General features: G+C 52.5%; 12 protein-coding genes. 7 read left to right on the top strand and 5 right to left on the bottom strand.

Going from position 1 to position 12,975, the window contains the following annotated elements; genetic code table 11:
• Window positions 1–131: 131 nt before the first annotated feature.
• From clpX to bolA, 4 genes are all read right to left on the bottom strand, one after another.
• Window positions 132–1,406 (bottom strand): ATP-dependent protease ATP-binding subunit ClpX, encoded by a 1,275-nt coding sequence (gene clpX, locus ACOXYR_RS16035; protein WP_015965568.1) that lies wholly within the window; start codon window positions 1,404–1,406, stop codon window positions 132–134.
• Window positions 1,407–1,534: 128 nt separating this feature from the next.
• Window positions 1,535–2,158, bottom strand: a complete 624-nt coding sequence (gene clpP, locus ACOXYR_RS16040) for an ATP-dependent Clp endopeptidase proteolytic subunit ClpP (RefSeq protein WP_003021624.1) — start codon at window positions 2,156–2,158, stop codon at window positions 1,535–1,537.
• A gap of 254 nt (window positions 2,159–2,412) precedes the next feature.
• Entirely contained in the window at window positions 2,413–3,711 is a 1,299-nt protein-coding gene (gene tig, locus ACOXYR_RS16045; protein WP_421355838.1) for a trigger factor, read from the bottom strand.
• A 337-nt stretch (window positions 3,712–4,048) separates the two neighbouring features.
• On the bottom strand, window positions 4,049–4,366 hold the full coding sequence (gene bolA, locus ACOXYR_RS16050) for a transcriptional regulator BolA (RefSeq protein WP_108474842.1): 318 nt from the start codon (window positions 4,364–4,366) through the stop codon (window positions 4,049–4,051).
• A 299-nt stretch (window positions 4,367–4,665) separates the two neighbouring features.
• On the opposite strand from bolA, the gene ACOXYR_RS16055 reads away from it, so the two are divergent.
• The 7 genes from ACOXYR_RS16055 to cyoE all read left to right on the top strand — a co-directional run bounded on the left by ACOXYR_RS16055 (window position 4,666) and on the right by cyoE (window position 12,029).
• Window positions 4,666–5,244, top strand: coding sequence for a lipoprotein (locus tag ACOXYR_RS16055; protein WP_108474841.1), 579 nt, complete (start codon window positions 4,666–4,668; stop codon window positions 5,242–5,244).
• Window positions 5,245–5,292: 48 nt separating this feature from the next.
• Window positions 5,293–6,768 carry a muropeptide MFS transporter AmpG gene (gene ampG, locus ACOXYR_RS16060; RefSeq protein WP_421355837.1) on the top strand — a complete coding sequence of 492 codons (1,476 nt, stop codon included), beginning with the start codon at window positions 5,293–5,295 and terminating at the stop codon, window positions 6,766–6,768.
• Between the two features lie 470 nt (window positions 6,769–7,238).
• Window positions 7,239–8,186, top strand: coding sequence for a cytochrome o ubiquinol oxidase subunit II (cyoA, locus tag ACOXYR_RS16065; protein WP_108474839.1), 948 nt, complete (start codon window positions 7,239–7,241; stop codon window positions 8,184–8,186).
• 19 nt (window positions 8,187–8,205) lie between these two features.
• Window positions 8,206–10,197: a cytochrome o ubiquinol oxidase subunit I gene (cyoB, locus tag ACOXYR_RS16070; protein ID WP_108474838.1), complete on the top strand. Its 1,992-nt coding sequence runs from the start codon at window positions 8,206–8,208 to the stop codon at window positions 10,195–10,197.
• Window positions 10,187–10,798: a cytochrome o ubiquinol oxidase subunit III gene (locus ACOXYR_RS16075; RefSeq protein WP_108474837.1), complete on the top strand. Its 612-nt coding sequence runs from the start codon at window positions 10,187–10,189 to the stop codon at window positions 10,796–10,798. Before cyoB ends, ACOXYR_RS16075 begins: the two co-directional genes overlap by 11 nt.
• Window positions 10,798–11,127 carry a cytochrome o ubiquinol oxidase subunit IV gene (locus ACOXYR_RS16080; protein ID WP_108474836.1) on the top strand — a complete coding sequence of 110 codons (330 nt, stop codon included), beginning with the start codon at window positions 10,798–10,800 and terminating at the stop codon, window positions 11,125–11,127. Before ACOXYR_RS16075 ends, ACOXYR_RS16080 begins: the two co-directional genes overlap by 1 nt.
• Window positions 11,128–11,138: 11 nt before the next feature.
• Complete coding sequence (gene cyoE / locus ACOXYR_RS16085) at window positions 11,139–12,029, top strand: heme o synthase (protein WP_108474835.1); 891 nt, start codon at window positions 11,139–11,141, stop codon at window positions 12,027–12,029.
• A 68-nt stretch (window positions 12,030–12,097) separates the two neighbouring features.
• Here the strand turns inward: cyoE and ACOXYR_RS16090 are convergent, their stop codons facing one another.
• Window positions 12,098–12,856 carry an IclR family transcriptional regulator domain-containing protein gene (locus ACOXYR_RS16090; protein ID WP_108474834.1) on the bottom strand — a complete coding sequence of 253 codons (759 nt, stop codon included), beginning with the start codon at window positions 12,854–12,856 and terminating at the stop codon, window positions 12,098–12,100.
• Between the last annotated feature and the right edge of the window lie 119 nt (window positions 12,857–12,975).

A 12,975-nucleotide genomic window follows, 5' to 3' on the forward strand; every position in this document is an offset into this window, starting at 1 on the left:
GTCATGCCATCATTAACATGTATGTCAGTATATGGGGATGTATTCCACACATTCAACGCCATGATTACGGAAAAATAAAAGGGGAGATAAAATCCCCCCTTTTTGATTAACTGATTGTATGAATTGGCGAATTATTCACCAGAGGCTTGCTGCGCTTCCGGCTTACCGTAAATCAGCAGTGGCTTGCTCTGACCGCCAATGACCGACTCATCGATAACCACTTTTTCGACGTCTTCCATGGAAGGCAGATCGTACATGGTATCGAGCAGCGCAGCTTCGACGATAGAGCGCAGACCACGCGCACCGGTTTTACGGATCATCGCTTTCTTGGCAATGGCGTCGAGCGCTTCATCGCGGAATTCGAGATCCACACCTTCCAGATTGAACAACGCCTGATACTGTTTGGTCAGGGCATTTTTCGGCTCTTTCAGGATCTGAATCAGCGCTTCTTCGCTCAGCTCATTCAGTGTTGCAACCACCGGCAGACGACCAATAAATTCCGGGATCAGACCAAATTTGATCAAATCTTCCGGCTCAACCTGCGTCAGCAGTTCGCCTTCGCTGGCTTTATCGGTTTTCGATTTCACGGTCGCGCCGAAGCCGATACCGGAACCTGTTTCTACACGGTTAGCGATAACTTTATCGAGGCCCGCAAATGCGCCACCGCAGATAAACAGGATTTTGGAGGTATCAACCTGCAAGAACTCCTGCTGCGGATGTTTACGCCCACCCTGCGGTGGAACGGCAGCCACGGTGCCTTCAATCAGTTTCAGCAACGCCTGCTGTACGCCTTCGCCCGATACATCACGGGTGATAGACGGGTTGTCAGATTTACGAGAAATCTTATCGATTTCATCGATGTAGACAATGCCGCGCTGGGCTTTCTGTACATCGTAATCGCATTTCTGCAGCAGCTTCTGAATGATGTTTTCGACGTCCTCACCCACATAACCGGCTTCGGTCAGGGTGGTGGCGTCTGCCATGGTGAACGGTACGTCCAGCAGGCGCGCCAGCGTCTCAGCCAGCAGCGTTTTACCGGAGCCGGTCGGGCCAATCAGCAGAATGTTACTTTTGCCCAGCTCTACGCCGTTGCTGGTATCACCGTTGCGCAGACGTTTGTAGTGGTTATACACCGCTACAGCCAGAACCTTTTTCGCCTGTTCCTGACCGATGACGTAGTCATCCAGGTGATGGCGAATTTCATGTGGCGTCGGCAATGCACTACGTTCACGATGCGGCGCCACTTCTTTAATCTCTTCGCGAATGATGTCGTTACACAAATCAACACATTCGTCGCAGATATACACTGACGGCCCGGCGATCAGCTTACGCACTTCGTGCTGGCTTTTGCCGCAAAAAGAGCAATACAACAGTTTGCCCGAACCATCTTTGCGTTTATCTGTCATGAGTCAAAACCTCTTTTTAAGTTCTTTGTGCCGCATATGACGACGCAAATGCCATTCTCAAGCGCAAGCCGCTTCGCAAGCGTTGTGCCGCCCATACATAGTATAGCGGCACACTCACGCTCTGGGCATCAATTACGATGGGTCAGGATGGAGTCGACCAGGCCGTACTCTACCGCCTCTGAAGCAGACAAGAAGCGATCGCGTTCGGTGTCGCGTTCGATCTGCTCAAGAGATTGACCCGTGTGGTGAGCCATAAGTTCATTCATGCGCCCTTTCACTTTCAGGATTTCGCGAGCATGGATTTCAATATCCGTCGCCTGCCCCTGATAGCCACCCAGCGGCTGGTGAATCATAACGCGTGAGTTAGGCAGACAGAAACGCTTACCCTTCGCCCCTGCGGTTAGCAGGAATGCGCCCATGGACGCCGCCTGGCCCATACAAATAGTGCTCACGTCAGGCTTGATGAACTGCATGGTGTCATAAATCGACATCCCGGCGGTGATGACGCCGCCTGGGGAGTTAATGTACAGGTAAATATCTTTTTCCGGGTTTTCCGCTTCCAGAAACAGCATCTGCGCCACGATCAGGTTCGCCATGTGGTCTTCCACCTGGCCGGTCAGAAAGATAACGCGCTCCTTAAGAAGACGGGAGTAGATATCAAAAGAACGTTCACCGCGGGAGGTCTGTTCGATGACCATCGGCACCAGGGCCATATGGGGTGCAAAGTTATCTCGTTCGCCACTGTATGACATTTCCGTCTCCTGGATAAAAAAATGAAACCTGCTGCACTGATTGTACCTTGTGGACGGTTTACCAGCCATCGCAGCTAATACTTCCCCTTTTATGGGGATGAATCCACCCTATTTCAAGCATAACAATATTTTGCCGTTACGCTAACACCGAAACTGTGTTTTATCACGCTTACGCTGTCTATCAGTGCGATAAAAAAAACCCGCTGCCAGAAGGCAACGGGTTTTTGCTCAAACTTTAAACGCAGGAAGCGAAATTACGCCTGCTGGTTCATCAGTTCGTTGAAGGAAGTTGCTTTTTCAGACACTTTCGCTTTTTCCAGAACCGCTTCAACAGCCTGTTCTTCCAGAGCGACGCTGCGCATATTTTCCATCAGTTCTTTGTTTTTGCTGTAGAACTCGATCACTTCTTTCGGATCTTCGTAGGCAGACGCCATTTCTTCGATCAGTGTTGCAACACGAGCTTCATCAGCTTTCAGTTCGTTGGTGCGAATCACTTCGCCCAGCAGCAGACCCACGACGACGCGACGTTTAGCCTGTTCTTCGAACAGTTCACGCGGCAGTTCCATCGCTTGTTGCTGGTTGCCACCGAAACGCTGAGCAGCCTGGCGACGCAGAACGTCGATTTCGCTGTCAATCAGAGCTGCCGGAACGTCGATTTCGTTCGCTTTTACCAGACCTTCAATCGCCTGAGTTTTAACACGGTTACGTACAGCGCCTTTCAGCTCACGTTCCATGTTTTTACGCACTTCTGCGCGCAGACCTTCAACAGAACCATCTTCAACGCCGAAACGTTTGATGAATTCTTCAGTCAGTTCAGGCAGCTCACGTTCTTCAACTTTTTTCAGGTTGATAACGAATTTCGCCGCTTTACCTTTCAGGTTTTCAGCGTGGTACTCTTCCGGGAAGGTGACATCGATGGTGAACTCTTCACCCGCTTTGTGACCTTTGATACCGTCTTCGAAGCCTGGGATCATACGACCCTGACCCATTGCCAGTACGAAATCAGTCGCTTTGCCGCCTTCGAACTCTTCGCCATCTACAGAACCGGTGAAGTCAACGGTAACACGGTCTTCAGCGTCAACTGCGCCGTCTTTATCTTTCCAGTTCGCCTGCTGTTTACGCAGGGTATCCAGCATGCCGTCAACGTCGGCTTCGGTCACTTCAACAACCGGTTTTTCAACTTCGATAGCTTCCAGGCCTTTCAGCTCAACTTCCGGATACACTTCGAATTCAACCGCGTAGGTGAAGTCTTCGCCCAGTTTGTATTCGCCCGGAACGTAGTTCGGTGCGCCAGCCGGGTTGATTTTCTCTTTGATGATCGCATCAACGAAGTTGCGGCTCATCAGGTCGCCCAGCACGTCCTGGCGAACAGATGCGCCATAACGCTGAGCAACAACATTCATTGGTACTTTGCCCTTACGGAAGCCGTCAATGCGTACTTTTTTCGCTACGTTGACCAGCTCGCTTTTTACAGCAGTTTCGATGCTGTCAGCAGGGATAGTAATCGTTACGCGGCGGCCAAGGCCCTGAGTGGTTTCAACTGAAACTTGCATCTTGTTACCTCAAAAAATTCACAGTGCTCGGTCAACTCTGAGTTTTGCCTCGCAATACCGGGATGTCCTCTTTAAATCAGATTCACATTCCGTGTCGCCAGAATCATCCCGAAGACATTCCGAAAAATAAGACGCGCATTATAGCGACATCACTGATATGAGTCGAGAACGGTTGTTATGCCTGGATGCGGCTTTTTTCACAATTCCCGGCGAATTTTTGTCTTAAAAAGGTCAAAGTTGTCCATTTTTCAGACAAAACAAAACGGCCCGCAGGCCGTTTTCTCATAAATCTGTACGCAACATACTGGAAAAGTTCCGTTCGTTGCAAATGCCTTTTCTAGGCGAGACTTCCCGCGCCACGACAAGGCGGTGATGCGACGACAGTATCCTGTAACCCCTCCCACTCTTTATGCGTGTAGGTGTGCAACGCCAGGGCGTGCACCGTGGAAGCCAGCTCCTCCGCCAGGGTGCCATAAATCATGCGATGGCGATTGAGAAAACGTTCACCGGTGAAACGATCGCTGACCAGCACCACTTTGAAGTGGCTTTCCGAACCCGCAGGTACGTTGTGACGATAGCTCTCATCCGTCACTTCGAGGAACACAGGTTCAAACGCGGCCCGTAATTTTTCTTCTATATGTTCACGTATCATCATGAAGTTACTCCTCCGACAACGTTGAGATGCCGTCTATCCCTTTAAATGTTAGCCGCTTTTACCGTTTCCATTACACAAAAACAACAAAAAATTAGCGTTTGTCTGATGTAAAGGTACAAACCAATGAAGTTAACTGCCTTCTCATGCCTTATACGCCCCGCCGCCGCCAACATTGTTGCGGCATAAGGCTATAAAACGCACAACACGATGAATTTACATGCATTGCCTACTTCCCCTTGCCGTTGGCGATGATATGATGGCGGGAATTTTCAGTAAACAATGCGTTTGAGAGCCTGAACATGTTAAAAAAAATCCTCTTTCCCTTAGTAGCACTGTTTATGCTGGCAGGTTGCGCCACACCGCCGACCACCATTGACGTGTCACCTAAGATGACCCTGCCACAGCAGGATCCTAGCCTGATGGGCGTTACCGTCAGCATCAACGGCGCCGACCAGCGTCAGGATCAGGCGCTGGCCAAAGTCACCCGCGATAACCAGCAGGTCACCCTGACGGCCTCTCGCGACCTGCGCTTCCTGTTACAGGAAGTGCTGGAAAAACAGATGACCGCGCGCGGTTATATGATTGGGCCTAACGGCGCGGTCGACCTGCAGATCATCGTCAGCAACCTGTACGCGGATGTTTCACAGGGCAACGTGCGTTACAACATCTCCACCAAAGCGGACATTGCCATCATCGCAACCGCGAAGAACGGCAATAAGATGACTAAAAACTATCGCGCCAGCTACTCCGTAGAAGGGGCTTTCCAGGCATCGAACAAAAATATCGCTAATGCAGTAAACAGCGTATTGACCGATACCATCGCAGATATGTCTCAGGACACCAGCGTCCACGACTTTATCAAGCAAAACGCGCGTTAATCCCACTTAAGCTGACCCGACTTCACGTCGGGTCAGTGCTATAAGAACATGTCCAGCCATTATTTACGTATTTTCCAACAACCGAAATCGGCCATTCTGCTGATTCTTGGTTTCGCCTCCGGTTTACCTCTTGCACTTACCTCCGGGACGTTGCAGGCGTGGATGACCGTTGAAAACATCGATCTGAAAACGATCGGCTTCTTCTCTCTCGTTGGTCAGGCTTACGTCTTTAAGTTTCTCTGGTCGCCGGTGATGGATCGCTATACGCCGCCGTTCCTGGGCCGCCGTCGCGGCTGGCTCCTGACCACGCAATGTTTACTGTTGATCGCCATTGCCGCGATGGGCTTCCTGGATCCCGCCTCGCAGCTGCGCTGGATGGCGGCGCTGGCGGTCGTGATCGCCTTCTGCTCCGCTTCGCAGGATATTGTCTTCGACGCCTGGAAAACCGATGTCCTGCCTGCGGAAGAGCGCGGCGCAGGTGCAGCGATCAGCGTGCTGGGTTATCGCCTGGGGATGCTGGTTTCCGGCGGCCTCGCCCTGTGGCTGGCTGACAAGTATCTTGGCTGGCAGGGTATGTACTGGCTGATGGCGGCGCTGCTGGTGCCGTGTATTATCGCTACCCTTCTCGCACCGGAGCCCAGCGATGTTATTCCTGTGCCACGCAGCCTTGAACAGGCAGTCGTCGCACCGTTAAAAGATTTCTTTGGCCGCAACAATGCGTGGCTGATTTTGTTGTTGATCGTGATGTACAAGCTGGGCGATGCCTTCGCCATGAGTCTGACCACCACCTTTTTGATTCGCGGCGTCGGTTTTGATGCCGGAGAAGTTGGGATGGTGAACAAAACGCTTGGTCTGTTCGCCACGATTCTCGGCGCGTTGTACGGCGGGGTGTTAATGCAGCGTTTAACGTTGTTCCGCGCGCTGCTGATTTTCGGCATCCTGCAGGGCGCATCCAACGCTGGTTACTGGTTACTGTCGGTGACCGATAAACATCTCATCTCGATGGGCGCGGCAGTCTTCTTCGAAAACCTCTGCGGCGGAATGGGCACCGCGGCGTTTGTTGCACTGCTGATGACTCTCTGTAACAAGTCATTCTCAGCCACCCAGTTCGCTCTGTTATCGGCACTTTCTGCGGTGGGACGCGTCTACGTTGGCCCCATCGCCGGTTGGTTCGTTGAAGCGCACGGCTGGCCGACATTCTATCTGTTCTCGGTTGTCGCCGCCGTCCCGGGGATTTTACTGCTGCTCGTCTGCCGCCGGACGCTGGAATATACCCAGCAAACCGAGCAGTTTATGCCGCGCAGCACCTACAGCGGAGGTTATCGCTTTGCCCTGCGTCTGTTGCTTATCGGCGCGCTGATATTAGGCGCATGGCTGATCATGCTGATAATTGATGCACTGGAGCTGGCATCATTTTCCTTCTTAGCCGCCGTTCTGGAAGCCGGGGCATTGATTGCCATCGCGGGAATTCTGGTCGGTTGCGTGCTCGATTATCTTGCACTACGTAAAACGCATCAGATGTAGCACAGCGCAAATCCCGTGAGCCCAGAGTAGTCACCGTAGGTAATTATTTTGGGCTCGCCATGAACCAACTGGATAATTTGTTGTTTCGTGCTTTTTAGAATTCTGGAAATTACTGGAACCAATAAAAAGTAGTTTATTTCGTTAACCGATTCAGCATCTGTTCTATTATTTTTCCTTTACTGATTTGTCGCTGTTTTGATGATTAATTGTTAATTATTTGTATATTATTGACAATGGTTATACCAATTGACATTTCATATCACCCTTTTATCCCCCTTTCGTTATAACGCCCGCCAAACGGGCGATCTGCCTGAAAAATAGACACAATTGGCAACATATGTGACATCAACGGCAGAACCCAGTAACAGATAACTGACAGAGAGCCATTCGCATTTACAGTAATGTAACTTTCCCGTAAAATACCCACACGCTTTAAGCGCCACCAAACCCCGTGGAATTGAGGTCGTTACATGAGACTCAGGAAATACAATAAAAGTTTGGGATGGTTGTCATTAATCGCAGGCACGGTTTTACTCAGTGGTTGTGATTCTGCACTTCTTGACCCCAAAGGACAGATAGGACTGGAGCAACGTTCGCTCATACTGACGGCTTTCGGCCTGATGTTGATTGTCGTTATTCCCGCCATCTTGATGGCAGTTGGTTTCGCCTGGAAGTACCGTGCGAATAATAAAGATGCGAAGTATAGCCCGAACTGGTCACACTCCAATAAAGTGGAAGCTGTGGTCTGGACGGTTCCTATCCTGATCATTCTTTTCCTCGCCGTACTGACGTGGAAAACCACGCACGCACTTGAACCAAGCAAACCGTTAGCCCATGACGAGAAGCCTATCACTATTGAAGTGGTTTCTCTGGACTGGAAATGGTTCTTCATCTATCCGGAACAGGGCATTGCTACCGTTAACGAAATCGCTTTCCCGGCGAACGTTCCGGTGCAGTTCAAAGTGACCTCGAACTCCGTGATGAACTCCTTCTTCATCCCGCGTCTGGGTAGCCAGATCTACGCGATGGCCGGTATGCAGACTAACCTGCACCTGATCGCGAACGAGCCGGGTATCTATGACGGTATTTCCGCCAGCTACAGTGGCCCGGGCTTCTCTGGTATGAAGTTCAAAGCCATTGCGACGCCGGATCGTGCCGCGTTCGACCAGTGGGTCGCGAAAGCGAAACAGTCTGCGAACACCATGGATGACATGGCGGCATTCGAGAAAGTGGCTGCACCGAGTGAATACAACAAGGTGGAGTACTTCTCCAGCGTGAAACCGGATTTGTTTAAGGCTATTACGGGCAAATTTATGTCTCACGACACAAACATGAACATGTCCCAACCGGCAGGCGAGCACGCAGCGCATGAAGGGATGGAAGGCATGGACATGAGCCACGCGGAAGCCGCTCACTAAGGGGCCGAGGAAGAAAACGATGTTCGGAAAATTGACACTGGATGCAGTGCCGTTCCATGAACCAATTGTCATGGTAACGATAGCTGCAATTATCGTCGGGGGACTGGCGATACTGGCAGCGATCACTTATTTCGGTAAGTGGAGCTACCTTTGGAAAGAGTGGCTGACCTCAGTCGACCACAAACGCCTTGGCATTATGTATGTCATCGTCGCTATCGTCATGCTGCTGCGTGGCTTTGCCGACGCCATCATGATGCGTAGCCAGCAGGCGCTGGCCTCTGCGGGCGAGGCGGGCTTCCTGCCGCCGCACCACTACGATCAGATCTTCACCGCTCACGGTGTAATCATGATCTTCTTCGTGGCGATGCCATTCGTTATCGGTCTGATGAACCTCGTGGTTCCGCTGCAGATTGGTGCGCGTGACGTTGCGTATCCGTTCCTGAACAACCTGAGCTTCTGGTTCACGGTTGTCGGTGTGATCCTGGTTAACCTTTCTCTGGGCGTCGGTGAGTTCGCGCAGACCGGTTGGCTGGCCTATCCGCCATTGTCGGGAATTGAATACAGCCCAGGCGTCGGGGTCGATTACTGGATATGGGCGTTGCAGCTCTCCGGTGTCGGTACAACGCTTACGGGTATCAACTTCTTCGTCACCATTATCAAGATGCGTGCACCGGGCATGACCATGTTCAAGATGCCGGTATTTACCTGGGCATCACTGTGCGCCAACATCCTGATTATTGCGTCCTTCCCAATTCTGACGGTTACCGTCGCGTTGCTGACCCTGGATCGCTATCTGGGCACCCATTTCTTCACCAATGATATGGGCGGCAACATGATGATGTACATCAACCTGATTTGGGCCTGGGGCCACCCGGAAGTGTACATCCTGGTTCTGCCAGTGTTCGGTGTCTTCTCCGAAATCGCGGCAACCTTCTCGCGTAAACGCCTGTTTGGCTACACCTCACTGGTGTGGGCGACCGTGTGTATTACCATCCTGTCGTTCATCGTTTGGCTGCACCACTTCTTTACGATGGGTGCGGGCGCGAACGTTAACGCCTTCTTCGGTATTACCACGATGATTATCGCCATCCCGACCGGGGTGAAGATCTTCAACTGGCTGTTCACCATGTACCAGGGCCGTATCGTATTCCACTCCGCGATGATGTGGACTATCGGCTTCATCGTGACCTTCTCTGTAGGGGGTATGACCGGCGTACTGCTGGCGGTACCGGGCGCAGACTTCGTGCTGCACAACAGCCTGTTCCTGATTGCGCACTTCCATAACGTGATCATCGGTGGTGTGGTCTTCGGTTGCTTCGCTGGCCTGACCTACTGGTGGCCGAAAGCCTTTGGTTTCACCCTGAACGAAACCTGGGGTAAACGTGCATTCTGGTTGTGGATCATCGGTTTCTTCGTGGCGTTCATGCCGCTGTATGTGCTGGGCTTCATGGGTATGACCCGTCGCCTCAGCCAGCAGATTGACCCGCAGTTCCACACCATGCTGGTTGTTGCAGCCTGTGGTGCGGCGCTGATTGCTCTGGGTATCCTGTGCCAGCTGATTCAGTTCTACGTGTCTATTCGCGACCGCGATCAGAACCGTGATCTGACCGGTGACCCATGGGGTGGCCGTACGCTGGAGTGGGCAACCTCCTCCCCGCCTCCGTTCTATAACTTTGCCATTGTGCCGCAGATCCATGAACGCGATGCATTCTGGGAAATGAAAGAGAAAGGCGAAGCGTACAAACAGCCAGCGAAATATGAAGAAATTCATATGCCGAAAAACAGCGGTGCAGGCATCGTGATTGCCGCCTTCGCCACTCTCTTCGGTTTCGCCATGATCTGGCATATCTGGTGGATGGCAATCGTCGGCTTCGCGGGCATTGTTATCAGCTGGATTGTGAAAAGCTTCGACGAGGACGTGGACTACTACGTGCCGGTCGCTGAAGTCGAAAAACTGGAAAACCAGCATTTCGATGAGATTTCTAAGGCAGGGCTGAAAAATGGCAACTGATACTCTGGCGCATAACGCCCACGCGCACGAACATGGGCACCACGATGCAGGCCCGAATAAGGTATTCGGTTTCTGGATCTACCTGATGAGCGACTGTATTTTGTTCGCCTGTCTGTTCGCTACTTACGCGGTGCTGGTAAACGGCACTGCGGGCGGCCCGACCGGTAAGGACATCTTCGAACTGCCGTTCGTTCTGGTGGAAACCTTCCTGCTGCTGTTCAGCTCCATCACCTATGGCATGGCGGCTATCGCCATGTACAAAAACAACAAGAGCCAGGTCGTTTCCTGGCTCGCCCTGACCTTCCTCTTTGGTGCAGGGTTCATCGGGATGGAAATCTATGAATTCCATCACCTGATTGCTGAAGGTATGGGCCCGGATCGCAGTGGCTTCCTGTCCGCGTTCTTCGCGCTGGTCGGTACCCACGGTCTGCACGTCACCTCTGGTCTTATCTGGATGGCTGTGCTGATGATTCAGGTTTCCCGTCGCGGGCTGACCAGCACTAACCGCACCCGTATCATGTGCCTGAGTCTGTTCTGGCACTTCCTGGACGTGGTTTGGATCTGTGTGTTCTCTGTAGTTTATCTGATGGGGGCGATGTAATGAGTCATTCTACCGATCACAACGGCGCATCCCACGGCAGCGTGAAGTCCTATATGACGGGCTTCATCCTGTCCATCATCCTGACGGTTATTCCGTTCTGGATGGTGATGACGGGTTCCGCGTCGCCGGCGGTGATTCTGGGAACCATTCTGGTAACGGCGGTGGTGCAGATTCTGGTACACCTGGTGTACTTCCTGCACATGAACTCGAAGTCTGACGAAGGCTGGAACCTGACTGCGTTTATCTTCACCGTGATCATCATTGCCATCGTGGTTGTGGGCTCCATCTGGATTATGTGGAACCTGAACTACAACATGATGGTTCACTAAGAGCGGCAAGTATGATGTTTAAGCAATACCTGCAAGTAACGAAACCAGGCATCATTTTTGGCAACCTGATCTCCGTGATCGGCGGTTTCCTGCTGGCCTCCAAGGGCAGCATTGATTATCCGCTGTTTGTCGCGACGCTGATTGGCGTGTCTCTGGTGGTCGCCTCGGGTTGTGTATTCAACAACTACATCGATCGTGACATCGACCGTAAGATGGAACGTACGAAAAACCGAGTGCTGGTCAAAGGACTGATGGCGCCTAAAACGTCGCTGGTCTACGCCACCTTGCTGGGTATTGCTGGCTTCATGCTGCTGTGGTTCGGCGCTAACCCGCTGGCCTGCTGGCTGGGCGTGATGGGGTTTGTGGTTTATGTCGGCGTTTACAGCCTGTACATGAAACGCCACTCCGTCTACGGCACGCTGATTGGCTCTCTCTCCGGCGCTGCGCCGCCGGTGATTGGCTACTGCGCGGTGTCCGGTACGTTTGACAGCGGCGCGGCTATCCTGCTGGCAATTTTCAGCCTCTGGCAGATGCCTCACTCCTACGCCATCGCGATTTTCCGCTTCAAGGATTATCAGGCGGCGAACATTCCGGTTCTGCCGGTGGTGAAAGGCATTTCGGTGGCGAAAAACCACATCACGCTGTACATCGTGGCGTTTGCAATCGCCACGTTGATGCTGACACTCGGCGGCTACGCAGGGTATAAATACCTGATTGTTGCCGCGGCGGTCAGCGTGTGGTGGCTCGGCATGGCGCTGCGCGGTTATAACGTGGAAGATGATAAGGTCTGGGCGCGTAAGCTCTTCGGCTTCTCCATCATCGCCATTACCGCACTCTCAGTCATGATGTCCATCGACTTTATGGTTCCGAACTCCCAAAGCCTGCTGACGTACGTCTGGTAAGGTTTTAAGGATGTGAAAAAACCCGCTGCGGCGGGTTTTTTATTGTCTGTGAGTATGAAGTTGAGGGTCTAACTCACCAGCATCTCCCGCGCGCTATACAGCAAATCCAAATGATCGCGGCACAGCGCCTCCAGCGAGGTACGCGACTGATGGCTGGTTAAACTCAACGCCCCCCAGTACAGCCCTTCCCTGTCGGCCAGCGGCACGGCGACCACCAGCATGCCAATTTCAAATTCCTGCTCGATGGTGGCGTAGCCCTGCTGACGCACCAGCGCAATACGCGCCATCAGCTCATCAATCTCGACGGCGGTGTAAGGCGTGCGACGTTCGCGTTTGACTTGCTTCAGCACCGCTTCACACTCCGCTTCCGGCAGTGACGCCAGCCACAAACGCCCACCCGCGGTGCAGTACACCGGTACACGCTCGCCAAGGCGCACAGAGGTTGAGTTAAACGGCGTATGTTTACTGCGCGCGATATACACCAGCTCGTTTTCATCAATCACCCCTACCGACGCATGCTCCTCCGTTCGGCTGGCGATGTACTCAACGATGGGGCGCACCATGCGTGGAAACTGGGCGGAATCGACGTACGCCTGCCCCAGCCGCAGCGCTTTGGGCGTCAGCCAGTAGTAGCGACCATCGGTGCAAAGATAACGATCGTGAACCAGCGTCAGAAAGAATCGACGCGCCGCACTCTGCGTCAGGCCGCTCAGTTTTGCCGCCTGCGGTACCGTCAGACGGGGATGTTCTTTGGAGAAAAGCTGAATAATCGCCAGCCCTTTTTGCAGGCCGACAATCAAATCGCGGGAATGAATCTGATTTTGCATAGTTGTTCACACTTTCGCAACAAACAAGCCCATTTACTGCGATTATCGCACTGTTAGTGCGATTAACAACCCACCTGTCCGAATTCTGCGTTGTTGGTCACCGGATCCACTGAAATACT

It is taken from the genome of Pseudocitrobacter faecalis (genome assembly GCF_965231525.1).
Taxonomy (GTDB): domain Bacteria; phylum Pseudomonadota; class Gammaproteobacteria; order Enterobacterales; family Enterobacteriaceae; genus Pseudocitrobacter; species Pseudocitrobacter faecalis.

What these genes read in the sequence shown, in the direction of transcription:
- clpX (WP_015965568.1), bottom strand. Translation starts at nt 1,406, where the DNA reads ATGACAGATAAACGCAAAGATGGTTCGGGCAAACTGTTGTATTGCTCT.
- clpP (WP_003021624.1), bottom strand. Translation starts at nt 2,158, where the DNA reads ATGTCATACAGTGGCGAACGAGATAACTTTGCACCCCATATGGCCCTG.
- tig (WP_421355838.1), bottom strand. Translation starts at nt 3,711, where the DNA reads ATGCAAGTTTCAGTTGAAACCACTCAGGGCCTTGGCCGCCGCGTAACG.
- bolA (WP_108474842.1), bottom strand. Translation starts at nt 4,366, where the DNA reads ATGATGATACGTGAACATATAGAAGAAAAATTACGGGCCGCGTTTGAA.
- ACOXYR_RS16055 (WP_108474841.1), top strand. Translation starts at nt 4,666, where the DNA reads ATGTTAAAAAAAATCCTCTTTCCCTTAGTAGCACTGTTTATGCTGGCA.
- ampG (WP_421355837.1), top strand. Translation starts at nt 5,293, where the DNA reads ATGTCCAGCCATTATTTACGTATTTTCCAACAACCGAAATCGGCCATT.
- cyoA (WP_108474839.1), top strand. Translation starts at nt 7,239, where the DNA reads ATGAGACTCAGGAAATACAATAAAAGTTTGGGATGGTTGTCATTAATC.
- cyoB (WP_108474838.1), top strand. Translation starts at nt 8,206, where the DNA reads ATGTTCGGAAAATTGACACTGGATGCAGTGCCGTTCCATGAACCAATT.
- ACOXYR_RS16075 (WP_108474837.1), top strand. Translation starts at nt 10,187, where the DNA reads ATGGCAACTGATACTCTGGCGCATAACGCCCACGCGCACGAACATGGG.
- ACOXYR_RS16080 (WP_108474836.1), top strand. Translation starts at nt 10,798, where the DNA reads ATGAGTCATTCTACCGATCACAACGGCGCATCCCACGGCAGCGTGAAG.
- cyoE (WP_108474835.1), top strand. Translation starts at nt 11,139, where the DNA reads ATGATGTTTAAGCAATACCTGCAAGTAACGAAACCAGGCATCATTTTT.
- ACOXYR_RS16090 (WP_108474834.1), bottom strand. Translation starts at nt 12,856, where the DNA reads ATGCAAAATCAGATTCATTCCCGCGATTTGATTGTCGGCCTGCAAAAA.